This window comes from Streptomyces sp. NPDC001222, from assembly GCF_042896945.1.
GTDB classification, from domain to species: Bacteria; Actinomycetota; Actinomycetes; order Streptomycetales; family Streptomycetaceae; genus Streptomyces; species Streptomyces gibsoniae.
Genome location: NZ_JBIAXT010000006.1, coordinates 89,010 through 113,455 on the forward strand (window position 1 = coordinate 89,010; position 24,446 = coordinate 113,455).

Annotated in this window: 18 protein-coding genes, 1 tRNA gene and 1 pseudogene; 8 read left to right on the forward strand and 12 right to left on the reverse strand. The window is 71.8% G+C overall.

All coding sequences use genetic code 11. The features are described 5' to 3' along the window. Positions 1 to 57 precede the first annotated feature (57 nt). Complete coding sequence (locus ACFY2Z_RS11065) at positions 58 to 1,077, forward strand: 4Fe-4S dicluster domain-containing protein (RefSeq protein WP_390743876.1); 1,020 nt, start codon at positions 58 to 60, stop codon at positions 1,075 to 1,077. After that, entirely contained in the window at positions 1,074 to 2,090 is a 1,017-nt protein-coding gene (gene nrfD / locus ACFY2Z_RS11070; RefSeq protein WP_390743877.1) for an NrfD/PsrC family molybdoenzyme membrane anchor subunit, read from the forward strand. Before ACFY2Z_RS11065 ends, nrfD begins: the two co-directional genes overlap by 4 nt. Positions 2,091 to 2,107: 17 nt before the next feature. Here the strand turns inward: nrfD and ACFY2Z_RS11075 are convergent, their stop codons facing one another. Next, a complete protein-coding gene (locus ACFY2Z_RS11075) occupies positions 2,108 to 2,803 on the reverse strand; it encodes a haloacid dehalogenase type II (RefSeq protein ID WP_390743878.1) in 696 nt (231 codons plus the stop codon). A 356-nt stretch (positions 2,804 to 3,159) separates the two neighbouring features. Here ACFY2Z_RS11075 and fdh point away from each other — a divergent pair, with 356 nt between their 5' ends. Further along, positions 3,160 to 6,420 carry a formate dehydrogenase gene (fdh, locus tag ACFY2Z_RS11080; RefSeq protein WP_390743879.1) on the forward strand — a complete coding sequence of 1,087 codons (3,261 nt, stop codon included), beginning with the start codon at positions 3,160 to 3,162 and terminating at the stop codon, positions 6,418 to 6,420. On the opposite strand, the pseudogene selD reads toward fdh, so the two are convergent. Continuing rightward, positions 6,409 to 7,468, reverse strand: a pseudogene (gene selD, locus ACFY2Z_RS11085) (selenide, water dikinase SelD); the annotation flags it as partial. The gene fdh and the pseudogene selD sit on opposite strands and share 12 nt — an antisense overlap. Positions 7,469 to 7,647: 179 nt before the next feature. Between selD and ACFY2Z_RS11090 the strand changes: the two are divergent. Together ACFY2Z_RS11090 and ACFY2Z_RS11095 are read left to right on the forward strand one after the other, a co-directional pair. After that, positions 7,648 to 7,743, forward strand: a tRNA-Sec gene (locus tag ACFY2Z_RS11090). 321 nt (positions 7,744 to 8,064) lie between these two features. Then, complete coding sequence (locus ACFY2Z_RS11095) at positions 8,065 to 8,658, forward strand: DUF4352 domain-containing protein (RefSeq protein ID WP_390743880.1); 594 nt, start codon at positions 8,065 to 8,067, stop codon at positions 8,656 to 8,658. 75 nt (positions 8,659 to 8,733) lie between these two features. Here the strand turns inward: ACFY2Z_RS11095 and ACFY2Z_RS11100 are convergent, their stop codons facing one another. The 6 genes from ACFY2Z_RS11100 to ACFY2Z_RS11125 all read right to left on the reverse strand — a co-directional run bounded on the left by ACFY2Z_RS11100 (position 8,734) and on the right by ACFY2Z_RS11125 (position 14,218). After that, entirely contained in the window at positions 8,734 to 9,204 is a 471-nt protein-coding gene (locus ACFY2Z_RS11100) for an excalibur calcium-binding domain-containing protein (protein ID WP_390743881.1), read from the reverse strand. Between the two features lie 72 nt (positions 9,205 to 9,276). Beyond that, positions 9,277 to 11,061 (reverse strand): SelB C-terminal domain-containing protein, encoded by a 1,785-nt coding sequence (locus ACFY2Z_RS11105; protein ID WP_390743882.1) that lies wholly within the window; start codon positions 11,059 to 11,061, stop codon positions 9,277 to 9,279. A gap of 3 nt (positions 11,062 to 11,064) precedes the next feature. After that, the gene (gene selA / locus ACFY2Z_RS11110; RefSeq protein ID WP_390743883.1) at positions 11,065 to 12,447 is read right to left on the reverse strand and encodes an L-seryl-tRNA(Sec) selenium transferase; all 1,383 of its coding nucleotides are present in this window, start codon (positions 12,445 to 12,447) and stop codon (positions 11,065 to 11,067) included. 175 nt (positions 12,448 to 12,622) lie between these two features. Beyond that, complete coding sequence (locus tag ACFY2Z_RS11115; protein WP_390743884.1) at positions 12,623 to 12,937, reverse strand: ANTAR domain-containing protein; 315 nt, start codon at positions 12,935 to 12,937, stop codon at positions 12,623 to 12,625. Positions 12,938 to 12,995: 58 nt separating this feature from the next. Further along, positions 12,996 to 13,514 carry a hypothetical protein gene (locus ACFY2Z_RS11120; protein WP_390743885.1) on the reverse strand — a complete coding sequence of 173 codons (519 nt, stop codon included), beginning with the start codon at positions 13,512 to 13,514 and terminating at the stop codon, positions 12,996 to 12,998. A 116-nt stretch (positions 13,515 to 13,630) separates the two neighbouring features. Continuing rightward, on the reverse strand, positions 13,631 to 14,218 hold the full coding sequence (locus tag ACFY2Z_RS11125) for a hemerythrin domain-containing protein (RefSeq protein WP_390743886.1): 588 nt from the start codon (positions 14,216 to 14,218) through the stop codon (positions 13,631 to 13,633). Positions 14,219 to 14,374: 156 nt separating this feature from the next. Here ACFY2Z_RS11125 and ACFY2Z_RS11130 point away from each other — a divergent pair, with 156 nt between their 5' ends. The 3 genes from ACFY2Z_RS11130 to ACFY2Z_RS11140 all read left to right on the forward strand — a co-directional run bounded on the left by ACFY2Z_RS11130 (position 14,375) and on the right by ACFY2Z_RS11140 (position 17,922). Next, positions 14,375 to 15,613 carry an MFS transporter gene (locus ACFY2Z_RS11130; protein ID WP_390743887.1) on the forward strand — a complete coding sequence of 413 codons (1,239 nt, stop codon included), beginning with the start codon at positions 14,375 to 14,377 and terminating at the stop codon, positions 15,611 to 15,613. A gap of 45 nt (positions 15,614 to 15,658) precedes the next feature. Next, entirely contained in the window at positions 15,659 to 16,126 is a 468-nt protein-coding gene (locus ACFY2Z_RS11135) for a MarR family winged helix-turn-helix transcriptional regulator (protein WP_390743888.1), read from the forward strand. 122 nt (positions 16,127 to 16,248) lie between these two features. Beyond that, on the forward strand, positions 16,249 to 17,922 hold the full coding sequence (locus ACFY2Z_RS11140) for an MFS transporter (protein ID WP_390744076.1): 1,674 nt from the start codon (positions 16,249 to 16,251) through the stop codon (positions 17,920 to 17,922). A 77-nt stretch (positions 17,923 to 17,999) separates the two neighbouring features. Here the strand turns inward: ACFY2Z_RS11140 and sbnA are convergent, their stop codons facing one another. Genes sbnA through ACFY2Z_RS11160 form a run of 4 tightly spaced genes read right to left on the reverse strand, consistent with a single transcriptional unit; the run spans position 18,000 to position 24,444 of the window. Beyond that, positions 18,000 to 19,028, reverse strand: a complete 1,029-nt coding sequence (gene sbnA, locus ACFY2Z_RS11145; RefSeq protein ID WP_390743889.1) for a 2,3-diaminopropionate biosynthesis protein SbnA — start codon at positions 19,026 to 19,028, stop codon at positions 18,000 to 18,002. Between the two features lie 38 nt (positions 19,029 to 19,066). Continuing rightward, a complete protein-coding gene (gene sbnB / locus ACFY2Z_RS11150; protein WP_390743890.1) occupies positions 19,067 to 20,137 on the reverse strand; it encodes a 2,3-diaminopropionate biosynthesis protein SbnB in 1,071 nt (356 codons plus the stop codon). After that, positions 20,134 to 21,138 carry a TauD/TfdA family dioxygenase gene (locus ACFY2Z_RS11155; protein WP_390743891.1) on the reverse strand — a complete coding sequence of 335 codons (1,005 nt, stop codon included), beginning with the start codon at positions 21,136 to 21,138 and terminating at the stop codon, positions 20,134 to 20,136. Before ACFY2Z_RS11155 ends, sbnB begins: the two co-directional genes overlap by 4 nt. Positions 21,139 to 21,180: 42 nt before the next feature. Continuing rightward, the gene (locus ACFY2Z_RS11160) at positions 21,181 to 24,444 is read right to left on the reverse strand and encodes an amino acid adenylation domain-containing protein (protein ID WP_390743892.1); all 3,264 of its coding nucleotides are present in this window, start codon (positions 24,442 to 24,444) and stop codon (positions 21,181 to 21,183) included. Positions 24,445 to 24,446: the final 2 nt, after the last annotated feature.

Consider the following 24,446-nt stretch of genomic DNA (forward strand, 5'->3'; position numbering starts at 1 on the left):
GACGACCGGTGGGCGGGCGGATGCATGAGCCGAGCAAGCCGAGCAGGGAGGTCTGGCATGACGCAGGGCGGCGCCGGGAAGGCGAGCGGCACGGCCGAGGGCACGGTGCATGGCAACCAGCTGTTCGGTCCCCAGCCCGACGTGGCGGGAGCGGCCGGGTACGTCGACAGTCCGCCGCGCATGGGCTTCTTCACGGACACCTCCGTCTGCATCGGCTGCAAGGCGTGCGAGGTGGCGTGCAAGGAGTGGAACGCCGTGCCGGAGGACGGCCTCCGCCTGACCGGAATGTCCTACGACAACACGCAGGGGCTCAGCGCGGACACCTGGCGGCATGTGAAGTTCATCGAGCAGCGCAGGCAGCTCGACGGACAGCAACCCGGTGTCGGCCACGGGGACGTCGACGTCTTCGACGCGGCCCGGCAGCTCGGGACCACCGCCCCCGCGCCGGACGCCTCGCCCGCCGGGGCGCCGGACCAGGAGATCTCGCCGGTGTCGCCGGACGGACGCACCGAACTGCGCTGGCTCATGTCCTCGGACGTGTGCAAGCACTGCACCCACGCGGCCTGCCTCGACGTGTGCCCCACCGGCTCGCTGTTCCGCACCGAGTTCGGCACGGTGGTCGTCCAGGAGGACATCTGCAACGGCTGCGGCTACTGCGTGCCCGCCTGCCCGTACGGTGTCATCGACCAGCGCCCCGTCGACGGGCGGGCGTGGAAGTGCACGCTGTGCTACGACCGACTGGGCGTCGGGATGGAACCGGCCTGCGCCAAGTCCTGCCCCACCGACTCCATCCAGTTCGGGCCGCTGGAGGAACTGCACGAGCGCGCCGCCGCCCGCGTGGCCCGGCTGCACGCGGCAGGCGTCACCGACGCCCGCCTCTACGGCGAGAGCCCCGACGACGGCGTGGGCGGCGACGGCGCTTTCTTTCTGCTGCTGGACGAGCCGGAGGTCTACGGACTGCCACCCGACCCGGTGGTCACCACCCGTGACCTGCCCGCCATGTGGCGGCACGCGGCGGTGGCCGCGGTGTCGCTCGGCGCGCTGGCCGTCGCCGCCTTCGCCAGGAGGCTGCGATGAGCGGATCGGGCGTCTCCCGCGACGGGGTGGAAGGGGCCCGGCCCGGACGGGACGCGCTCCCCGGCGGGTACACCGGCCGCCGTCGCCGCCGTGGCCGCGGTGAACAGCGCATGGTGCCCGAGGCCCGGTTCTCCTCCTACTACGGCCTGCCGATCCTGAAGCCGCCGACGTGGTCGGCCCTCGACATCGCGGGCTACCTGTATCTCGGAGGTCTCGCCGGCGCGTCCTCACTGCTGGCCGCCGGGGCGCACGCCACCGGCCGCCCCGCTCTGGCCCGGACAGCGAAGCTGGGCGCGGTGGGGGCGATCTCCCTGTCCCTGGCGGCGCTCGTGCACGACCTGGGCCGGCCCGCACGCTTCCTCAACATGCTCCGTGTCCTCAAGCCCACCTCGCCCATGAGCGTGGGCTCGTGGCTGCTGACGGGATACGCGCCGCTCACCATGGTCGCCGCGGCGACCGATGTGGCGCGCCGCCACCGCCTCGTCGGCGCCGCCGCGACGGCGGGAGCCGCCGTCCTCGGCCCGGCCGTCGCCACCTACACCGCCGTCCTGGTCTCCGACACCGCGGTTCCGTCCTGGCACGAGGGCTACCGTCAGTTGCCGTTCGTCTTCGCGGGTTCCGGTGCGAGCGCCGCCGCCGGACTGGCCCTGGCCTGCGCGCCGGTCGGGCAGACCGGGCCCGCGCGCCGTATGGCGGTGCTGGGTTCCGTCCTGGAGCTGGGCGCCTTCCAGGTGATGAAGCGGCGGATGGGCCTGGCCGCCGAGCCGTACGAGCAGGGCAGGCCGCGTACGCTGCTGCGCTCGGCGGAGGCACTCACCGCGGGCGGCGCGGCGCTGGCAGTCCTTGCGGGCCGGCGGAGAAGCCGGCTGCTCACGGTGGCGGCGGGAGCGGCACTGATGACCGGGTCGGCGGCTCTGCGGTTCGGGGTGTTCCACGCCGGAGTGGCGTCCGCCGAGGACCCCAAGTACACCGTCGTACCGCAGCGGGAGCGGCTGGAGCAGCGCTCTCGCTGACGGCCGGACGTACGGCGTCACCTCTCGGGAGCGGTGTCCAGTCGCCGGGCGAGATCGGCGATCCCGGTGGCCTCCCGGTCGGCGGGGCGCAGTGCCACCGGGTAGGCATCGGGCCTCCGCCGCAGCCAGGCGGTGGCCAGACCGGCCCGCCCGGCGCCGTCGATGTCCCAGGGGTGCACCGCGACCAGCATGGCACGCTCGGCCGGTACGCCCACCGTGCGCAGCGCGTACGCGTAGGCCTCCGGGGCGGGCTTCCAGCGGCCCGCGCCCTCGACGTCGAGGTGCGCCTCGAAACAGTCCCCCAGACCGGCCCGGTCCAGCACGGACCGGGTGGTGCCGGCCGAGCCGTTCGTCAGGGTCACCAGACGACGCCCGGTCGCGTGCAGGGCCCGTACGCCGTCGGGCACGTCCGGATGCACAGGCAGTCCGGGCAGTGCGGCCAGGACGTGGTCCACGGCCGGTCCGGGGTCCGGCGTGCCGGGCCGTTCCCGGGCGAGCAAGGACCGCAACCCGTCCCGGGCCACAGCGGCGAAGGTGGCATGACCGCCCGCCAGGGTCACCGCGAAGCCGTCGCGCAGCACCCCGGCGAACCAGATCGGCAGCAAGTGCCCCGGCAGGCCGATCTCCTCCAGGCGCGCACTGAGCGGGCCCATGTCCGTGAGCGTCTCGTTGACGTCGAAGACGAGGACCTCCGGCCGAGTGTCACGGGGCACGCAGAGCACCGCCCCCGGTCGCCGGGAGACCGTCACCGGTAAGCAATCCGACCACTCCCGTCGCACCTTCCGCACCAGGGCCACCCGGACCCTACGGGCGTGCTGTGCGCACCGCGAGGGGACACACCGCAGGCCGGAGTCCTCTCACAGCCTCGGCTCACACCTTTCGCCAGGACGCCCGGTTTGGCCGCGCATCCGACGGGTACCCTGCACCGGCCGAGCGGCGTTCGAGGATGCCGTGCCGGGCCGGCTGCGGAAGAATCTGCCGCAGGACGAACGGGACCGCCCAGGTCCCGAAGGGACGGAGAACACCGGGCACCGCGCAGGGGCACGGCACCACCGAAAGGGCGCACGGCATGGGCGTACGCACATGGATCGACTCCTGGCCGGTCTTCCGTCAGCTGACGGGGACGGATCCCCTGGGGCGCGGGGCCGCGGCCAAGAGCGGCGCCAGCGCACGGCTCGCACCCCGGGTCGCCACCGCGGACCGGGTGGTCAAGTCGGTCTGCCCGTACTGTGCCGTCGGCTGCGGCCAGAACGTCTACGTCCAGGACGAGCGGGTGACCCAGATCGAGGGTGACCCCGACTCCCCCATCTCGCGCGGCCGTCTGTGTCCCAAGGGCGCGGCGAGCCTCCAGCTCACCACGGGGCAGGCCCGCGAGCACCATGTCCTGTACCGCCGCCCGCACGCCACCGAGTGGGAGCGCCTCGACCTCGACACGGCGATGGACATGATCGCCGACCGGGTGATCGCGGCCCGTCGCGAGGGCTGGCAGTGGGAGGTCGACGAGACCCGCACCCGGCGCACGATGGGCTTCGCCAGCCTCGGCGGGGCGACGCTGGACAACGAGGAGAACTACCTGATCAAGAAGTTGTTCACCGCCCTGGGAGCGATTCAGATCGAGAACCAGGCGCGTGTTTGACACTCCTCGACCGTTCCCAGTCTGGGAACCTCGTTCGGACGCGGCGGCGCGACCACCTTCCAGCAGGACCTGCAGAACTCGGACTGCATCGTCATCCAGGGCTCGAACATGGCGGAGTGCCATCCGGTCGGGTTCCAGTGGGTGATGGAGGCCAAGGCCCGTGGCGCGAAGCTGATCCACGTCGATCCGCGGTTCACTCGCACCAGCGCGTTGGCCGACCTTCATGTGCCGCTGCGCGCGGGCTCGGACATCGCCTTCCTCGGCGGGATCACCAACTACGTCCTGCAGAACGACAAGTACTTCCGCGACTATGTCGTGGCCTACACCAACGGGCCGGTCATCGTGCGGGAGGACTTCCGTGACACCGAGGACCTCGCCGGCGTCTTCTCCGGGCTGGACCCCGACAGCCGCAGCTACGACAACAGCAGTTGGCAGTACGAGGGCACGGAGACGCAGGCGGCTTCCGGCGCGCGCGACCAGGAGTACGAGAAGCGCACCGAGGGCGGTAGGTCGGTCGCCGAGGCGGCACGCGGTGAGGCCCATGGCGCGGGCGGCGCCGTCATCGGCGAGGGCGAGCCCGAACGCGACGAGACGATGACCCATCCGCGCTGCGTCTTCCAGGTCCTCAAGCGGCACTACGCCCGCTACACGCCCGAGATGGTGGAGAAGATCTGCGGCGTGCCGCAGGACCTCTTCCGCCAGGTGTGCGAGCTGGTCACGGAGAACTCCGGGCGCGAGCGGACCACCGCCTTCGCCTACGCGGTCGGCTGGACCCAGCACACGGTGGGCGTGCAGTACATCCGCGCCGCCGCGATCCTGCAGACCCTGCTCGGCAACATCGGCCGGCCGGGCGGCGGCATCCTGGCCCTGCGCGGGCACGCCTCCATCCAGGGCTCGACCGACATCCCGACCCTGTTCAACCTGCTGCCCGGCTACATCCCCATGCCGCACGCGCACAAGAACGAGGACCTGGACGCCTTCGTGAACGCCGAGGCGGCCCACAAGGGTTACTGGAGCAACATGCGCTCGTACCTGGTGAGCCTGCTCAAGGCGTACTGGGGCGACGCCGCCACCCCCGACAACGACTTCTGCTTCGACTACCTCCCGCGGCTGACCGGCTCACACTCCACCTACGACACGGTGATGGCCCAGCTCGAGGGCACCTGCAAGGGCTACTTCCTGTTCGGCGAGAACCCCGCGGTCGGCTCGGCCGACGCCAAGATGCAGCGCCTCGGCATGGCCAACCTCGACTGGCTCGTCGTACGGGACTTCTCCCTGATCGAGTCGGCCAGTTGGTGGAAGGACGGGCCGGAGATCGAGACGGGCGAGCTGCGCACCGAGGACATCCGCACCGAGGTGTTCTTCCTGCCGGCCGCGGCGCACACCGAGAAGGACGGCAGCTTCACCAACACCCAACGACTGCTGCAGTGGCATCACGCGGCCGTCGAGCCGCCCGGCGAGTCCCGTAGCGATCTGTGGTTCACCTTCCACCTCGGCCGTGTCATCCGCCGGAAGCTCGCCGGGTCGACCGACGAGATGAACCGCCCGGTGCTCGACCTGACATGGGACTACCCCACGAGGGGCGAGCACGCCGAGCCGGACGCGGAGGCGGTCCTCGCCGAGATCAACGGCCATGACGCCGAGGGGAATCCCCTGTCCTCCTACGAGCAGCTCGCCTCCGACGGCTCCACGGTCTGCGGCTGCTGGATCTACTGCGGTGTGTACGCCGACGGCGTCAACCAGGCGGCGCGCCGCAAACCGGGCAGGGAACAGAACTGGGTGGCCAACGAGTGGGGCTGGGCCTGGCCGGCCAACCGCCGCGTCCTGTACAACCGGGCGTCGGCCGACCCGGACGGCAAACCCTGGAGCGAGCGCAAGGCACTGGTGTGGTGGGACGAGGACCGGGCCAGGTGGGTCGGTCACGACATCGCCGACTTCGCCGCCACCAAGTCCCCGCGCTATCAGCCGCCTTCGGACGCCACCGGGACGGAGGCCCTCTCGGGCACCGATCCGTTCGTCATGCAGGCCGACGGCAAGGCCTGGCTGTATGTGCCCTCCGGGCTGACCGACGGTCCGCTGCCGGCCCACTATGAGCCGCAGGACTCGCCGTTCCCCAACCTGCTCTACGAACAGCAGCGCAATCCGGTACGGCAGTTGCTGCCCCCGCACCCCGACAACCGCTACCAGCCGAGCGGCGGCGAGCCGGGAACGGAGGTGTTCCCGTACGTGGCCACCACCTATCGGCTCACCGAGCACCACACCGCGGGCGGGATGTCCCGCTGGCAGCCCTACCTGGCGGAACTGCAACCGGAGTTCTTCTGTGAGGTGTCCCCTGAACTCGCGGCCGAGCGCGGCCTGGAGCACACCGGCTGGGCCACGATCGTGAGCGCCCGCAACGTCATCGAGGCACGTGTGCTCGTCACCGACCGGGTTCGGCCCCTGACCGTGCACGGACGCACCCTGCATCAGGTCGGACTGCCCTACCACTGGGGTCCGAACGGCTACAGCACGGGAGATGCGGCCAACGAGCTGGTGCACATGGCCCTCGACCCCAACACCCATATCCAGGAGACCAAGGCGTTCGCCGTCGACATCCGGCCCGGCCGCCGCCCGCGGGGCCCGGCCGCCGTGGAGCTGGTGCGGGTCTACCGGGCGCGGGCCGGGATCGACGACCACACCGGTACGGAGCCGTGACCCCGCGGCGGCCGGGCCGGGGGCCTCACTTCAGCACGACCGAGTGAGGGCCGCGCGGGACGAGTTCCCCGACGACCGGCGCCCCGGGCACCTCCCCCGCCACGAGCAGACCGCCCGAGGTCTGCGCGTCGGCCAGGAGCAGCCGGGTGTCGGTGTCCGTGTCGCCGAAGTCCGTGAACGGCGTGACCCACTCCAGATTGCGCCGGGTACCGCCGCTGACGTACCCGTCGCGGACGGCCTCCCGTGCCCCGTCGAGATACGGCACGGCGGATGTGTCGATCACGGCGGTCACGCCGGACGCCCGCGCCAGTTTGTGGAGATGACCGAGAAGGCCGAAGCCGGTCACGTCCGTGGCACAGCGGGCACCCGCGTCCAGAGCCGCGGTGGCCGCGTCCCGGTTGAGCCTCACCATGGTGGCGATGGCCTGCTCGAACCGCTCGCCCGTGGCCTTGTGCCGGTTGTTGAGGACGCCCAGGCCGAGGGGCTTGGTCAACGACAGCGGCAGACCCGGCCGCCCGGCGTCGTTGCGCAGCAGCCGCGACGGATCGGCGAGTCCGGTGACAGCCATGCCGTACTTGGGTTCGGGATCGTCCACGCTGTGGCCGCCGCCCACATGACAGCCGGCCTCGACCGCCACGTCCAGTCCGCCGCGCAGCACTTCGCGCGCCAGGTCGAAGGACAGCACCTCGCGCGGCCACGCCAGCAGGTTGACGGCGACCACCGGACGGCCGCCCATCGCGTACACGTCGGACAGGGCATTGGCGGCGGCGATGCGCCCCCAGTCGTACGGGTCGTCGACGACGGGGGTGAAGAAGTCGGCCGTGGCCACCACTGCGGCCTCGGCGGTGCCGTGGACGGCGGGCAGTGTGACGACGGCGGCGTCGTCGCCGGTGGCCGGCCCGACGAGGAGCGAGCTGTCGGCCGCGACCGACGGCGCCGTCAGCGCGCCGACGATGTCCTCCAGCTCACCGGGCGGAATCTTGCAGGCGCACCCGCCGCCGTGCGCGAACTGGGTGAGTCGTAGGGGTGTCTCACGCGTCGAGGTCATAGCGGACTCCTTCGTCGGATGGTGAGTCGCGGCCACTTGTGTGCGCACCGCGCTGGGAGTACCGCCGTAGGGCTCGGTCGAACATGCCGCCGCCGATTTCGGCGGGGCGGACGGGAATCCAACCCGCCTGCGCCAGTGGTGCCGGCGGGGGCAAGGCGTCCAGTAGCCTGGCGGGCGGTGGAGGCGTGTGGGTGCCTGGTGGCCCTCCCGGTCTTCAAAACCGAGGTGTCCGAGGATCTCGGGCAGGCGGGTTCGATTCCCGTCCGCCTCCGCCAAGGTATCCGCCCCGACCGGTGCGAACGCGGAGCCACTCGCACGCCCAGGCCCGTCCGGGGACGGAACACGGTCGCCCCACGAGCCCGCGTACCGGGCATCAGGGAGCGTGAGCGCAGGGACCCCGCGTCCCCGTCCCGCCGATGCGACGTCCCACCGCGATCCCCGCGGCTCCTCCACAGGCACCGGCCTCCGCGCCAATGCGACGACAGAATCGGCCTTCAGGTTCCCCCGGCCCTCAACTTTTTTTTCGTGGAACGTGCAACCATATGGTTCCTTCACATGTCTTTCACATGCGAACCACAACAACCCTGGGGGGACCCATGCGCACCCGCACTCACATCAGACTCGCCACCGCCGCCGCCGTCGGTGCACTCGCTCTCACCGCGTGCACCTCGGGCAGTTCCGTCGTCGACAAGCCGAAGGTCAGTGCCTCCGCCAAGGCCGACACCGGCAAGGGCGCCGCGAAGAACACCACCAAGAAGAGCGCCGCGCCCAAGGTGGCCAAGGTCGGCGACACCATCACCGCGAAGGGCATGGAGGACGGCAGCCAGCTCGACGTCACCCTCGTCAAGGTCGCCGACCCCGCGAAGTCCAGCGACGAATTCACGGCCCCGGAGGCCGGCAAGCGGTTCGTCGGCGTGCAGTTCAGGCTCGTCAACACCGGAACCAAGGTCTACGGCGACAGCCCCTCCAACGGCGCCCAGATCGCCGACAGCGAGGGTCAGCAGTTCGAGTCGACGTTCGCCGACATCACCGCCGGCCCGTCCATGTCGTCCGACGTGAAGCTGAAGCCCGGCGCGAAGGCGCTCGGCTGGATCGTCTTCGAGGTGCCGAAGGGCTCGAAGACGGCGACGGTCCAGTTCACGATGGACTCCGGATTCTCCGACCAGACCGCCGAGTGGAAGCTGTCCTGATCTGACGTCGGCCCGGCCGTGGTGGGGGCACGGCCGGGCTTCGTGCTCATCCGGCGTCTCAGCGGCTCCGTGTCCTCACTCGCACGCGACGCCGTCGCCGTCCCGGTCGAGATGGGAGTCGTACCCGGGCCGGCCCCGGTAGAGGGGCGCCACCCCGGCCGCGCGAGCCGCGCTGCAGTTGGCGTAGTAGACGCTGCCGCCCCCTCCGCCGCCGCTGTCGTCACTGCCGCTGCCGTCGCTGCCGGCGCCTCCACCCGCAGCCACTGCCTTCGCGGTGACGGTGACGTGGACCTGCACGGTCTTGGTGGCGGTGACGGTCGGTGCCGCCTGAGGCGTCGCGGTCTCGGTGGCCGTCGCGGTCGCCGTGACGGTGGCGGTCGGCCGGACAGCGTTGGCTACGGATTTCGTCCTGGTCTGCTGTCCGCTGCCGCCGGCCCCCACACCGACGAAGAACGCGAGTGCCAGTGCGGGAAGCACATAGCGCTTCCGTGCCCATTTCGGTGCGGGTCTGACTGGTTGAGACGGCATGGTGTACGGGTTTGTCATCTGTCCCCCCAATGTGTCGGACCGACGACGGTAGCGAGTGCTTGGGGCGCCTGTGCCGGTCCGGGACAGTAGTCACCTGTTCGTAATCCGGCAGCGGCGGCGCTGCGTGTCCACCCGGTGCGTGAACCCCCGCGCGTCCAGGAACTCCAGCAGCGGCACGGCCACCCTGCGGGTGGTGTCCAGGGCTCGGCGGGCCTCACTGAGGGTGAACGGCTGGGGCAGCCGGCGCAGGACGTCGGCTGCGTGGCCGTCCGCGCCCGGGAGCAGCACGATGCCCTCCGCCACCGCCAGCAGCGCCCCCGCGGAGACCGCGGCGGCCAGCGCTTTGCGGGTGAGGCCCAGTTCCCGGAGACGATCCGCCTCCGGAGCGCGGAACGGTGCCACCGTCAGTTCGCGCCGTACGGCGTCGACGGCCGCGGCGAGGGGTGGGGGAAGCGTGGGCCGGTCATGGCCGGGGCCGTACAACCGGCCCTGCTGCCGCCTCAGTTCCACGGCACCCGGCGCCTCGGCGAGGGCGTCCACCAGCGCCCTGTCGGGCAGGCTGAGCAGGCGCCGCGCCGCCTCGGCCGGCAGGCCCGGCTCCAAGGGGTGCCGCTGTGCGTGGCGTTCCACCTCGGCGGCCAGTCGCTTGCGCAACCCCACCCAGTGGGTCTCGTCCACGAGCCAGTCCCCGACCACGGGCACGGCAGGCGGCGGCACGCCCATCGCCACCAGCTCCGAGCGGCGCACGAGGCGGCGCCGCCGTAGCTCCGCGGGGCCGTCCGGACGGCCCGTCATGGCGGCGAGCTCCGCCGCCCTGGCCCGGCCCGCGCCCCGCCGGGTCAGCCGGGGCGGGCGCACATCCAGCACGGTCACTCCGCAGGGCGGGCGTCGGCCGCCCGGTTCCCGCAGCACCGCGCGGTCGCCGACGCGCAGGGGCAGTGCGCGGCCCAGGGTCAGCCTCGCGGTGTCCTCGCCCAGGGGTCGTACCGTCACGGGGACGGCGGCCGTACCGATGTGCAGGGTGACCTCACGGGGCAGTTCACTCACCGGCTCGCCGGTGATGCGGACATCGGTCACCCCGGTGAGCAGCCAGCGGTCCGGGGCCAGCAGCACCTGCCCCCGCCGCAGGGCGTCGGCCGTGGAGCCGTGCACATTGACGGCCACCCGCGCCACCCCGACGACCGCGGACCGTTCCTCGTGCAGGCACTGAAGTCCCCGCACTCGCAGCGCCGTTGAGCCGTCCCCCGTCACCAGGCGGTCGCCGACCCGAAGGGTGCCCGCACCGAGCGTGCCGGTCACCACGGTGCCGTGGCCGCGTACCGTGAAGGCGCGGTCCAGCCACAGCCGTGTGTCCGCATCCACGGACGGGTCCGGCAACTTGCCGGCCAGCTGGGCCAACTCGGTGCGCAGTTCGTCCAGTCCGGCGCCGGTCACGGCGCTCACCGTGACGGACGGCACGCTGCCGAGTGAGGTGGCGGCCAAGCGCTCGACGGCGTCGGCGCGTACCGGTTCGGGGTCCGCCAGGTCGCTGCGGGTCACCGCGAGCACCGCGTGCCGCACCCCGAGCGCGTCGAGGATCGCCAGGTGTTCCTGCGACTGCGGCTGCCAGCCCTGGTCGGCGGCCACCACGAACAGTACGGCGGGCACGGGGCCGACCCCGGCGAGCATGGTCGCGACGAACTTCTCGTGGCCCGGCACATCGACGAAGGCGAGGTGTTCCCCGTCCGGGGCGAGCCGGGTCCACACGAAGCCGAGATCGAGGGTGAGACCCCTGCGGCGTTCCTCCTCGAGGCGGTCGGGTTCCATTCCGGTGAGCGCCCGTACCAGGGCGGACTTGCCGTGGTCGACATGTCCGGCGGTGGCCAGGACCCGCATGCGCTACCTCCTCGCGGCCGACCGCACGGCGTCGGCGAGGCGCTCGTCGTCCTCGCGCGGTACCGCCCTGAGGTCGAGGAGGCAGCGCCCGGCCTCCAGGCGGCCGACCACGGGGACGGGGCCGGTGCGCAGTGCGGCCGCGAGGGACTCCGGCAGAGACAGCGCCGCACTGGGCAGGGTGACGCCGGGCGCGCCGCCGCCCCCGACGGTCGCTGCGCTCTCCACAGCCCGTACGTCGATGCCCTCGGCGCTCAGCTCGTCGGTGAGTCGGAGGGCGCGGTCCATGAGATGGGCCGGGTCGGCGGCCAGAGCGGCGGCGGTCGGGGTCGGCGGCCCGGTGAGCGTCGCCTCCAGGGCGGCCAGGGTCAGCTTGTCCACCCGCAGGGCACGGGCGAGGGGATGGCGGCAAAGGGTGCGGACCAACTTCGCCTCCCCGAGGAGCAGGCCGCACTGCGGTCCGCCGAGCAGTTTGTCGCCGCTCGCGGTGACGAGTGAGGCACCGGCACGCAACTGGGTCTCGGCATCGGGCTCCTCGGGCAGCAGGGGGTGCGGGGCCGGCAGGCCGGAGCCGATGTCGACGACCACGGGGACGCCCAGCGCGGCCAGTTCGCCGGTCCCGGCGGCGCGGGTGAATCCGGTGATGCGGAAGTTCGAGGGGTGCACCTTCAGCACGAAGCCGGTCTCCGGGCCGATCACGGCGGCGTAGTCGGCGACCGTGGTGCGGTTGGTGGTGCCGACCTCGCGGAGCCGCGCCCCGGTGGAGACGAGGAGGTCCGGGAGCCGGAAACCGTCCCCGATCTCCACCATCTCCCCTCGGCTGATGACAATGTCCTTGCCCGCGGCCAGCGCGGTGGCGGCGAGGACCAGCGCGGCGGCACCGTTGTTGACGACGTGCACGGCGGCGGCGGACGGAACCTGGTCGCCCAGGGCTCGCAACGCGGAGCGTCCGCGGCGGGCGCGGACGCCGGTGTGCAGGTCGAGTTCGACGTCCGTCGGTCCGCCGGCCTCGTGTACGGCCTGCCGGGCGGCCGCCGACAGGGACGCCCGGCCGAGGTTGGTGTGCAACAGAACGCCGGTGGCGTTGATCACCGACCGCAGTCCGCCGGCCGTGGCGGGCAACAGGGCGACCGCCGCGTCCGCCACCTGAGCCGGTGCGATGCTGCCTGCCCGGGCCTGCTCCTGCGCCCGCCGGACCGCCTCCTTCACCACACGCGGCCCCAGCCGGCGCGCGGCCCGGGACAGCCGGGGATCACGCAGTACGGCGTCGGTGCGCGGAATCCGCCGTCGTACGTCGGCGGCGTCGCGGTGCGGGGACAGGCCATCCGTGCGGAGCGCGGCCGTCGCGCTGCGCTCGCCGGTGCCGTCCGCTGCGGCCTGTCGCTCCATGCGGCCCCTCCCTCGTCGGCCCCGCTCCGGCTGTCCGGGACACCTCATCGTCTCCCAGTGCCCGCGGCCGGCCGTTCGACACGCCGGGACGGCCCCGGGAGGGATACCGGGTGGCGCCCGCAGTGCGCGGCTCAGTGCGCTGCGGCACGGGACTCAGCGAGGTGCGCTACGGGGATCACTGAACGGTGCGGGAGCCGATCCTGCTGCGCTCCAGGGCCCGCCTGAATTCGTCCAGCTCCGGCTGGGGCAGGTCACCGCCCTGGGCGAACTTGAGGACGTGTTCGGCGATGAGGCTCAGCTTGGTGTTGGTGCGCTGCGAGACGTCCCGCAGTACCCCCCAGGCCTCGTCCTGCCGGATCCGCCCGAGCACGATCACGGCGCCTATCGCCTGGTCGACCAGAGCGTGAGAGGACACGGCACGCTGCAGTTGCCGATTCTCCACCCGCAGCCGCTCGCACTCCCGGGCAAGTTCCGTGGCGCCTGCTGTCACAGTTCCACCTTCCCCCAGGAGTCCTCCGAGCACGACTCAAACTTGCGTAACGCCTTGTTCACGGTCGGGTAAGACGGGCCCGCCTGCGGCATCCCATGGCCACCGTGGTGGTGAGGCGCACCAGACAGGGTCCGCGCGGCGTCGAACCGAACCCGAATCGCACGGGCGGCCGGACCGGGCCGAGGGAGCCGAGGTCCTCGTCCTCGAAGCGGACCATGGCGGCGGTGATGGGGTGCAGGTCCTTCGCCCCGTACCACTCGTAGCGGCCGCCGCCCGCGCTGCCGCAGGTGCGTGCGCCCAGCAGCAGCCAGGCCGGCCGGGTCGTCCACGCGGCCCAGGCGGGACGGGCGGCGAGCGGCCCGGGCACGGCTCGCAGCAGCCACCCCACGGCACCTCGGCTGCCCAGGCAGAAGCGCAGACGCAGTGTGCCGGCCGTGACCGTCCAGTCCCTCTCGGTGGCGTCCACCCGGACCGCCGTCACCCGCACCTCGTCGAAGACATAGGTGCCGGCGATGAAGTCCGCCGTCTGCGCGGAGGGAGCCAGCAGGAGCCGATGTCCGTCCCGCCGTTCCAGCATCACGTCACTGAACGCCCCGAACGGCGACCGTGCCCAGTGCCCCACCACCACGCGTGTGCCGGACGACGTGCCGATCCCGGCGATCCAGCCGTCGAAGCGCAGCCGGTCTCGCCGTGTCAGGTGCCGCCCCGGGACCGGGTGAGGGCGTCCTTGACGCGGTCGACCATGGAGGCGAAGGGCCCGGTCAGCCACTGGGCGGCGGTCGATCCCGCCGCACGCGGGTGCGGATGGGGCGGTGCCAGCTTCTCCGCCGTCATGAGCAGGGCGCCCATGCCCCTGAGCTGGTTCTCGTCGCAGCCCTGACGCACGGCAGGGAACTCCTCCTGCTCCTCGTGCTCGGCGTGGTCGATCACGGACCGCTCGAAGGCGGCGATCTGGGAGTCGAACTCGGCGCTGGCGACGTCCACCTTCTCCAACTGCGCGAGGACCTTGTTGGCTTCCTCCTCCTCATGGTTACGTGCCTCGGCCTCGGCCGCTCCGGCAGTTCTCTCCGCCGTCGGGCGCAGGATCATCTCCTCCGCCGTCTCATGAATGGCCAGCAGAGCCCTCAGCTCGTCGAAGATCTCTCTCTTCCGCTCCCCCTGTGCGCTCTTGACCTCGGTGAAGAGGTCTCGGATCCGGGCGTGCTGCTCCAGCAGGATGCGGACCACGTCGCCCTCGGGAAGCCGCGCCGCCTCCTCGCGTTCCATCGTCGCGTTGCTCACGGCGGGGTCCTCCTCTCCCTGTCGGCCGTCGGCCTCTTCCCGCGGGTAACCCTGGCCGGGCCCGGCAAACGGGACGCGGAGGACGTCCTGCCCCGCAGCGCAGCGCACTCTCGCTTCTGCAATAAGGTGCACCCCTCGCCGATCACGAGGGAGATCATGAAAACCGCCACAGCCTTACCGGCAGCCCGCTCCCGAACCCCCTTGAGCGTCCCGGCCTTCCGGCGCTTCGGGCTGGCGAGCCTCGTGTCGGCCACCGGATCCGCGATGGCACCCCTCGCGCTGGCCTACTCCGTCATCGGGCAGGGCTCGGGAGCCGGGACCCTCGGTCTGGTGCTCGCCCTCAACACGGTCCCGACGATCCTCTTCCTCCTCGTCGGCGGAGTCCTCGCGGACCGGCTGTCGCGCAGCCGGCTCCTCTTCCTCGGCAATCTGCTGGCGGCCGCCGCCCAGGGCACGCTCGCCGCGACCGTGGGCACCGGCCGGGCGACGACGACGTCCATCGCCCTGTGCGGTCTGGTCTCGGGCGTCGCGGTGGCCTTCATCCAGCCCGCCACACAGGGCGCCCTCGCCCAGATCGTCCCCCCGGAACACCTTCAGCGGGCCAACGCGTGGCTCCGACTGCCGACCAACGCGGTCAAGGTCGCGGGCCCCGTCATCGGGGGTCTCGTCGTGGCGGCCCGCGGTCCCGCCTGGGCCCTCGCCTGGGACGCCCTCACCTTCGCCGCGGCGGCCCTGCTGCTCCTCGGTCTGCGCCTGGACGCTCCCCCGTCCGTCGGCAGCGCGCTGAGCAGTCTGCGCGAGGGGTGGACCGGGTTCTGGTCACGAACCTGGCTGTGGACCTACACGGCCGCCGGAACCGTCCTCGTCGCCGCCTGGCTGGCGGGGTTCCAACTCCTCGGCCCCCTCGTGGCCGCGCGGCACTACGACGGAGCCCGCGGCTGGGGGCTCGTCCAGGCTGCCTTCGCGGGCGGGCTGCTGGCCGGGACCCTGGTCTGTCTGCGCTGGAAGCCCCGTCGCCTGCTCGCCGTGGCGGTCGCGGCCGGCTTCACGCTCATGCTTCCCCTGGTGGCCATGGGGACGGGCCTGCCGCTGCCCGCGGTGCTGTCGGCCGCCCTGCTCGCGGGCATCGGGCTCGACATCTCGATCGTCGCCTGGGCCACGGCCTTCCAGCAGCATGTGCCGGCGCCCGAGCAGGGACGCATGGGGGCGTTCAACAACGTCGGGGAACGCCTCGCCATCCCCCTCGGGTATCTCCTCACCGCCCTCGCGGCCCGGATGTGGGACACCCGGACGGTCCTCCTGGCCTGCGCCGCCCTCATCGCCGCCGCCGTCGTCCTCAACCTCTGCGTCCCCGAGGTGTACCGCGTCAACCGGCGGCAGCTCGACGATTACTAACACTTGATTGAACAGTCCAGGCTGATAAACCTAGTGTTATTACCCGTGAAGGCAGCTGAACAGACCGAACCTGATCGCATCGCCGTCGAGGCGGACGTCGTGAGCCTCGCCTCCGGCCTGCGACTGGCCGTGGGCCGGATGACCCGGCGGCTGCGCCAGGCGCACGCCGTGGGGGACGTGACGCTCTCCGGAGTGTCGGTGCTCGCCCGGCTCGCGGCCGAAGGCCCCGGTTCGCCGGGGTCGCTCGCGGACCTGGAGCGCGTACGGCCGCAGGCGATGGCCAGCACCCTGGCCGGGCTCGAGCAGCGTGGACTGGTCCGTCGTACCCCTGACGCGGCAGACGGACGGCGGGCGGTCGTGGCGATCACCGAGGAGGGCCGGGCAATGCTGGCGGAGCGGCGTTCGGAGTCCGTCCACCGGCTCTCGGCGGCCCTGGAGGAGTTCACGGCCGAGGAGCGGGAGACGCTCGCGTCGGCCGTGCCCCTCCTCGACCGACTGGCGGCCCGGCTGTGAGCGCGGGCGCCCAGGGAGACGCCGGCCGACTCGGCATCGGCCGCCGCCGGGACCTGCCCGCGGGCCCCGGCTACAAGTGGGTCGCCCTGTCCAACACCACCCTCGGTGTGCTGATCGCGACGATGGACGCCTCCATCGTGATCATCTCGCTGCCCGCGATCTTCCGCGGGATCGGCCTGGACCCGCTCGCGCCCGGCAACATCGGCTATCTGCTCTGGATGATCCTGGGCTATCTGCTGGTGTCGGCGGTGCTCGTCGTCGTCCTCGGCCGGCTGGGCGACATGTTCGGCCGGGTCAGGATCTACAATCTCGGGTTCCTCGTCTTCGCCTTCGCGTCCGTCGCGTTGTCCCTGGACCCGTTCCGGGCCGGCGCGGGAGCGCTGTGGCTGATCCTGTGGCGCATCGTGCAGGCGTTCGGCGGCTCCATGCTGACCGCCAACTCGGCCGCCATCCTCACCGACGCCTTCCCCGCCCGGCAACGCGGTATGGCCCTCGGCATCAACCAGATCACCGCGCTCGCCGGTCAGTTCCTCGGCCTCCTGGCCGGCGGTCTGCTCGCCGCCGTGGACTGGCGGGCCGTGTTCTGGGTGAGCGTGCCGGTCAGCATCACGGGGACGATCTGGTCGTATCTGAGCCTGCGCGAGACCGCGGCGGGCCGCCGCGGCCGCATCGACTGGCTGGGCAACATCACCTTCGCGGCGGGCGCGGGAATCCTGCTCGCCGGTATCACCTACGGCATCCAGCCCTACGGTTCCAGCGCCACCGGCTGGGGCAACCCCCGGGTGCTCAGCGGGCTGTTCGGCGGCGGCGCCCTGCTGCTGCTCTTCTGCTATGTGGAGACGCACGTCGCCGAGCCCATGTTCCGGCTGGCCCTGTTCAAGGTGCGGGCGTTCGCCGCGGGCAATGTGGCCGCCCTGCTGACCGCGATCGCGCGCGGCGGGCTGCAGTTCATGCTCATCATCTGGCTGCAGGGCATATGGCTGCCGCTGCACGGCTACGCCTTCGAAGGCACGCCGCTGTGGGCGGGTATCTTCATGCTGCCGCTGACGCTGGGCTTCCTGATCGCCGGTCCCCTCTCCGGCTATCTGTCGGACCGGTTCGGCGCCCGGGTGTTCTCCACGGCGGGGCTGCTCGTCGTGGCTGGGTCCTTCCTGGGACTGCTCACCCTGCCGGTCGATTTCGACTACACGACGTTCGCGGCACTGCTGCTGCTCAACGGCCTGGGCCAGGGCATGTTCTCCTCGCCGAACACGTCGTCGATCATGGGCAGCGTGCCGCCGGAGTACCGGGGCGTCGCCTCGGGCATGCGCTCGACCTTCCAGAACTCGGGGACCGCCCTCTCCATCGGGGTGTTCTTCTCGCTGATGGTCTCCGGGCTGGCCTCGTCGCTGCCCACGACCCTCAGGTCCGGGCTCACGGCGCACGGTGTCCCGGCCGCCGCGGCGCAGCACGCGGCGTCGCTCCCGCCGGTCAGCACCCTGTTCGCCACCTTCCTCGGCAACAACCCCATCGAGCACCTGCTCGCCTCCGGCGGGACGCTCTCCCATCTCTCGGCGGCCCAGCGTGCCGCCCTGACCGGTCACAGCTTTTTCCCGCGGCTGGTCTCCGGTCCCTTCCACCACGGGCTGACCATCGTCTTCACCGTGGCCGCGGGCATGGCCCTGGTCTCCGCGCTCGCCTCTGCGCTGCGCGGCGGGCACGCTCCCACACCGGAGCGCACACCGCAGCACGGGCCGACCGCCGCCGACACCCGCACCAAGGAGGCGCAGGGACGGCGCAACGCGCCCTCCACGTGACGTATCCGCCCTGGGACACCGGCGAACCGGTGTCCCAGGGCGGGGCATCCCACGGCGTCCTGGGCTCGGGACAGGCGCTAGGCGTCAGGGCGTCGGCGGGACGCCCGGGAGCGGGGCTCACCTCCCCGCGGATCCTTCGTGGTCTCCTCCTCGTCGAGGAGGATCTCGTCGCCGTACAGCGCCTCCAGCCAGTTGCTCTGGTAGATGGTGTCGAGGTAGCGCTCGCCGAGGTCCGGAGCGATACCCACCGCGGTCAGACCGCGGGTGTCATGGCGGGACAGCCAGTCCATCGCACCGCTGACCACCGTGCCGGTGGAGCCGCCGAAGAGGAATCCACGGCGGGCCAGCCGGTGGCAGGCACGGATGGTGTCCGCCTCCTCGACCCGGATCACCTCGTCCACGAAGGACTCGTCCAGCAGTGGCGGGCGCATGCTCATGCCCAGACCGGGGATCATCCGACGGCCCGGCTTGCCCCCGAAGGCCACCGATCCGACGCTGTCCACGGCGACGATCCGCACGGGCCTGTGCCACCCCCGGAAGTAGCGCGCACAGCCCATCAGGGTGCCGGTGGTGCCCGCACCGATGAACAACACGTCCAGCTCCGGGAACTCCTCGGCGATCTCCGGTGCCGTGGTGCGCAAGTGCGCGCGCCAGTTGCCCGGGTTGGTGTACTGCCCGAGCCACACATACCGGTCGTCCGACGCGCACAGCTCGCGTACGTAGTCGATCCGCGCGCCCAGGAAGCCGCCGTTGGCATCCAGGTCGGCAACGATGTGCACCTGGCTGCCGAGCGCCTCCATCAGGAGTCGGGTCGACAGATTGCAGCGTGAGTCGGTGACGCACAGGAACCGGTAGCCCTTGCTGGCCGCAATTATGCTGAGCGCCACGCCCAGGTTTCCGGAGGAGGACTCGACGAGGATCGAGTCCGGCTTCAGGACTCCCTCCCGTTCGGCGGTCTCCACCATCTCGATGGCGGCCTTCAGCTTGATCGAGCCCGCGAAGTTGAAGCCCTCGCACTTCAGGTACAGAGAACGCCCGAAGATCGGCTCGAGGTCGACGTACAGCTGGCTTTCGTTGAAGGCGTGAGGAGCGGTTATGACGGGCACGGTGGCCTCCTGGTGCCAGGGCCGAGGGAAGGTCGTCGTCAGCCGTAGCGGCGCAGTTCGTGGAAGAAGTCGTCGATGAGATGGAGGTGTCCGGCCCGGGCGGCTTCGTCGTAGACGTACTTGCCCACGGCGAGGTCGAGGACGCCGAGCCCGAACGGCGAGAAGATCACCGGCCGGTCGGGCGGCGGGGTCGACCGTCCGGTCATGACGTCGTTGAGGGTGCCGTCCAGGAAGTCGCGGTTGCCGGTTGCCTGCTCCGCGAGGTGAGGGGACGTGTCGGCTTTCAGGCAGTGCTCGACGTCGTCGACGTAGTTCGCCGAGGCGAGCAGAACCTGGGGGGCGAGGTCGCGCAGGGAGATGTGCAGGACCACTGGGTCGTGGCGGAACCATGCCGGGTCGGTGACATGGGGTGTCCCGGCGACGGTGGCGAAGACCACCAGGTCGCTGGAGCGGATCAGGTCCTCGGCGGTGTCGTGGACGGTGACCTGGCCGGGGGACGGTGACTGCCGCAGATAGCCGCAGAAGCCTGCGGTGCTGTCGGCGGACAGGTCGTGCACGCCGATGGAGTCGAAGGCCCAGCCGGTGCCGACGAGGAACGAGTGGATGTACCGGGCGATCAGGCCCGCGCCGAAGAATCCGACCCTGGTGGGGCGGGTCCGGGTGCGGGTGAGCCAGTCCGCCGCCAGCGCCGCGGACGCCGCGGTTCTGGTGGCGCTGATGATGGAGCTCTCCAGACAGGCCAGCGGGTAGCCGGTGTCGGGGTCGTTGAGGATCAGGACCGCGGAGGCCCTCGGCAGCCCGGCGGACACGTTGCCCGGGAAGCTGGAGATCCATTTCAGGCCGTCGACCCGTACGGACCCGCCGATGGAGGCCGGCAGCGCGATGATCCGGTCCGTCGGGCGGTCGGGGAAGCGCAGGAAGTACGAGGGCGGGTTGACCGAGTCCCCTGCGCCGTGCAGCCGGTAGGTGGTCTCGACCAGATCCACGATCTGTCTCTCGCGCCCCGCGAGTGCTTGCTGCACCTGCGCTCCGGAGATCACCGCGAAGGTCGGCATGGCGCCCCGGGGCGGCGGGGCGGACTGGGTGGCGGGGGACGGCAGGGTCGTCATCGCGGACTCACCTCCGAGGTCGGGCGGCTGTCGGAGAGGCGCTGCGGTTCGGCCATGGCGACCAGCACCTGGCGCTCTCCGGCGAAGGCCTCGCGACTGTGCGCGGTGCGGATGTTGTCGACGAGCATCACGTCTCCGGGCTGCCAGGGCTCGCGTCGGGTGTGGTCCTCGTAGGTGGAGTTGAGCAACTGGACGACGTCCTCGCCGATGGGGCTGCCGTCGCCGAAACAGGTGTTGAACGGCAGTCCGTCCGCCCCGTACTCGTCGACCAGGTACTCGCGCACCTCCGGGGCCAGCGTCCACTCGTTCAGGAAGGCGATCTGGTTGAACCAGCAACGCCGGCCGGTCACCGGGTGCCGCACCACGGCGGCACGGCGCTGCCGCGTCCGCAGCGACCCGTCGGGCTGCCAGGCGAAGTCGATGGCGTGGTCGCGGCAGTAGCGCTCGACGGCCGCGCGGTCGTCGGTGCCGAACGACTCCTCCAGGGACGCCCCGATCTCGTCGTTGTAGCTGCGGGTGAGCAGCCAGCCCTCACGTTCGAAGCGTTCGCTCAGCGTGGTGGGCAGCGCCTGGAGCACACGCTCCGCGTCGGCTACGGCGGTCGCGCCGCCCTGGCCGGGCGCGCGCAGACACGCGAACAGCATCAGGCCGGGGACCTCCAGCGTGTAGCTCAGCTCATGGTGCATGCACATCGGCTGGTTGTCCGGCCAGGCCGAGGAGGAGTACAGCCCAGGGCCAAGGCTCTGCCGCGGGGCGAAGGCCTCCCGCTCCGTCATCAGGCCGTCGGCGAGTCCCGCGAAGACGGCCCCCACCTGGTCCGTCTCCCGTACGCCCAGACCACGGACGAGGAGTGCCCCGTGCTCGGTGACCTGGGCGCGCAGCGCATCCCGGTGCTCGGCCGCCCAGCCTGCCGCATCGCCGGGTGCCTCGACGTGCAGCACCGGGGGTTTGTCCGGGACCAGCTCCACCTCGAGCAGTGATGCCGGGGATGAGGACGACATCTCGGTTTCCTTTCCTTGCGTCTCGGGAGACTCGGGGGAGGCTCAGGAGGAGGTCAGCAGTTCGGCTGCGCCCAGGACGGCCCGTGCTGCTTCGGCCGGCCGGGTGCGTGGGAAGTAATGGCCGCCGTCGGCGAGTTCGTGCAGGTCCACGCGCTCGGCCAGGAGCTGCCAGTCGCGGTACCGGTCGGGGGCACCGCGCGTGTGCGGGTCGTCGGCGGCGAGGACGACGGTGACCGGCGCGGCCAGTTTCACCGTCGGCGGGCTGTCCAGGGCGTCGGCGAAGTAGCGGTGTGCGGACACGCAGTCGTGCCGGTAGGCGGAGCCGACGTGCTCGGCGTGCTGCGCGTTGAGCTCGCCCAGTTCGGTGTAGCCGCTGTCCGCGGTCAGCTGGGCGGCGATCTCGGCGTTGCTCCGCCGGGTCAGCTCGGCGATGGCGGAGCGACGGTCGGCGGCGGTGCCCGGCAACTGAGCGCCGACGAACACCCGCGGGACGTCCACGCCGGCCTCGCGCAGCCTTCTCGCCGTCTCCAGCGCCGGGGCGGCGCCCGAGGAGTGTCCCCAGAGCATGACCCTGGTCAGGCCGCGTGCGGCGATCTCAGCGGTGACCTGCTCCACCACCCGCGTGATCGGCGCGAACGGCTCGTTCTTGGCGGCGAGGTCGTGGCCTGGCAGGTCGACGGCGTAGACCGCGGTCCCGCTGCCTGCCAGCGCTCCGGCCATCGGCTGGAAGTTGACCGCGTTCCCGCCCGCGTAGGGGAAGCACACCAAGGCGCACTCCCGCCCGCTCCCGGGTGCGGTCAGCGGCTGGAGCAGCTCGGGGCGCCGCTGGGTCGCGCCGTCGAGGAGCGCGGCGAGGTCGGCGAGCACCGGGTGGCGGGTGATGTCCTTCAGGGACACCGCCCGGCCCAGGGCGATGGTGAGTTTCACCGCCGACAGCGAGGTGCCGCCGGAGTCGAAGAAGTGGTCCTGTCGGCCGATGTGGTCCTGGGGGACGCCCAGCAGTTCGGCCCAGGCGGCCGCCAGTTTCCGCTCGGAGGAGGTCCGCGGGGGCTCGAACTCCTTCCCCGCGGCGCCCGCTTCCGCGGCCGAGGCGGTCTGCTGAGCCAGCGTGGTCAGGGCCTTCCTGTCGATCTTGCCGTTGGCGGTCAGCGGCAGGTTCTGCTGCCAGTGGAAGGCCGAGGGGACCATATAGGCGGGGAGCACGACGTTGAGCGCCTGGCGCAGCGCGTCCGCGGGCTGGCACCGGCCGGTGTAGAAGGCGATCAGGTGGGCGCTGCGGCCCGCCAGTTCCGCGACGACCACCGCGCCGTCGCGTACTCCGGGCACCCTGAGCAGGTTGTTCTCGATCTCGCCGATCTCGATGCGGAAGCCGCGGATCTTGACCTGGTTGTCGCGGCGTCCGAGGAACTCCAGTTTGCCGCCGGGATGCCAGCGTCCCCAGTCGCCTCCCAGATAGAGCCGCTCCCCCGGCCGGTACGGATCGTCGAGGTACGCCTCGCGGGTCCGCTCGGGGTCGTTGACGTACCCGCGGCCCACGCAGACCCCGGAGAACGCGATCAGGCCCGGGGCGCCCAGCGGCACCAGGGACAGGTGCTCGTCGACGACATGGACCCGTACGTTGTTGACGGCGCGCCCCAGCAGGACCCGGTCCGGTACCCGGTCCATGACCTCGTGGTTGGTGTCGTCGGAGGTCTCGGTGAGCCCGTAGGCGTTGACCAGCTTGATCCCCGGCTGGATGGTGAACCAGCGCTGGACCAGCTCCCGCTTGAGCGCCTCACCGGTCACGGACACACACCTCAGGTCCGGCAGTTCGTGGGGGTGCTGCTCCAGATAGGAGACCACCACCTCCAGGTAGGAGGGCACGACCTGGACGACACCGACGCGGCCGCGGGCCAGTGTGTCGACGAACTGCTCGACGTCCACGATCACGTCCTGCCGGACCAGCAGGGTGCGCCCGCCGACCAGCAGCGCGGCGAGCAGCTGCCACAGCGAGATGTCGAAGCACTGCGGGGCCGTCTGCGCCACCACGGACCCCTCGCCGACACCCAGGTCGTCGATCTTGGCGAAGATATGGTTGAGCATGCCCGCGTGCTCGCACATGGCGCCCTTCGGCTCGCCGGTGGAGCCGGAGGTGAAGTAGATGTAGGCGAGCTGGTCGGGGGTGACCTTGACCGAGACATCGGTGTCGCCCTGCTGTTCCTGGTACGCCGTCTCGACGGTCAGCCTCTCGATGTCGGGCAGCAGCGCCAGGGCCTTGTCGAGGGTGTGTGTACTGCCGGACTCGGTCAGCACCAGCCGGCAGCCGGCGCGTGAGAGTGTCGCCTCGATACGGCCGGCCGGGAAGTGCGGCTCGATGGGCAGATACACGCCCCCGGCCTTGAACACCGCCAGCACGGCGGCCAGCCAGTCGAGGTTGCGCTCGGTGACCACGCCGACGACGTCCTCGCGGGCGAGCCCCCGGGCCAGCAGCGCCCGGGCCAGCCGGTTCGCTCGGGCGTTGAGCTCCCCGTAGGTCCAGGTGCGGTCGCCGTGCACGGCGGCCACGGTCTCGGGGTGGGCCCGCGCCTGCTGCTCGAACAGCTCGTGCACCCGGTGCTGGGGCAGCGTCCGCGCGGGTCCGGCCAGCCCTTCGAGCTGCTGCTCCGCTTCCTCCGCCGACAGCAGGCTCTGTCGTGCGTGCTCGGCATCCGGGTCGGCGGCCAGCAGCCTCAGCGCCGTGAGGTGGTAGCCGCCGATCCGGGCCGCGCAGTCGGCATCCAGTGCCTCGGTGCGATGGCGCAGCCGCAGCAGCGTCCGTTCGCCCCGGTCGTCCCACTCCACCGCCAGCACCGTGTCGTCGGCGAGTGCGCTCCCGGTCCCCTCGGGGTCGAGAACGATCTCGTACGACGGCCCGTCCACCCGGAGCTCCCGGCGCAGTTCCCGCACCGGGAACGCCCGGTGCGCGAGCAGTTCCGCCGCCTCGCGACGGGTGCTCGCGACCAGGTCACGCCAGGTGGGGGGCGCGACGGTCAGCCGACAGGGCAGCGGGTCTTCGCCCGGCCCGGCGACATATCCCGTGACCACGTCCTGCTCGCCCGACAGGGCGGCCAGCACCTTGGCGTGGGCGGCCAGCAGCACCGCGCCGAGCGGCGCCTCCAGCTCGGCCGCCACCGCGCGCACCGCCTCGGCCGTCTCGTCCGGCACCACCGCCTCGTGCACGGCGACACCGACGACCGGCTCCGGCGCCCACCGGGGGATCGCGGTGCTCCCGCCGGCGGTCAGCACGCGGCTCCAGAACTGCCGGTCCGCGTTCAGGTGCGCTTCCATCG

What these genes read in the sequence shown, in the direction of transcription:
- ACFY2Z_RS11065 (WP_390743876.1), top strand. Translation starts at nt 58, where the DNA reads ATGACGCAGGGCGGCGCCGGGAAGGCGAGCGGCACGGCCGAGGGCACG.
- nrfD (WP_390743877.1), top strand. Translation starts at nt 1,074, where the DNA reads ATGAGCGGATCGGGCGTCTCCCGCGACGGGGTGGAAGGGGCCCGGCCC.
- ACFY2Z_RS11095 (WP_390743880.1), top strand. Translation starts at nt 8,065, where the DNA reads ATGCGCACCCGCACTCACATCAGACTCGCCACCGCCGCCGCCGTCGGT.
- ACFY2Z_RS11100 (WP_390743881.1), bottom strand. Translation starts at nt 9,204, where the DNA reads ATGACAAACCCGTACACCATGCCGTCTCAACCAGTCAGACCCGCACCG.
- ACFY2Z_RS11105 (WP_390743882.1), bottom strand. Translation starts at nt 11,061, where the DNA reads ATGCGGGTCCTGGCCACCGCCGGACATGTCGACCACGGCAAGTCCGCC.
- selA (WP_390743883.1), bottom strand. Translation starts at nt 12,447, where the DNA reads ATGGAGCGACAGGCCGCAGCGGACGGCACCGGCGAGCGCAGCGCGACG.
- ACFY2Z_RS11120 (WP_390743885.1), bottom strand. Translation starts at nt 13,514, where the DNA reads ATGCTGGAACGGCGGGACGGACATCGGCTCCTGCTGGCTCCCTCCGCG.
- ACFY2Z_RS11130 (WP_390743887.1), top strand. Translation starts at nt 14,375, where the DNA reads ATGAAAACCGCCACAGCCTTACCGGCAGCCCGCTCCCGAACCCCCTTG.
- ACFY2Z_RS11140 (WP_390744076.1), top strand. Translation starts at nt 16,249, where the DNA reads ATGGACGCCTCCATCGTGATCATCTCGCTGCCCGCGATCTTCCGCGGG.
- sbnB (WP_390743890.1), bottom strand. Translation starts at nt 20,137, where the DNA reads ATGACGACCCTGCCGTCCCCCGCCACCCAGTCCGCCCCGCCGCCCCGG.
- ACFY2Z_RS11155 (WP_390743891.1), bottom strand. Translation starts at nt 21,138, where the DNA reads ATGTCGTCCTCATCCCCGGCATCACTGCTCGAGGTGGAGCTGGTCCCG.
- ACFY2Z_RS11160 (WP_390743892.1), bottom strand. Translation starts at nt 24,444, where the DNA reads ATGGAAGCGCACCTGAACGCGGACCGGCAGTTCTGGAGCCGCGTGCTG.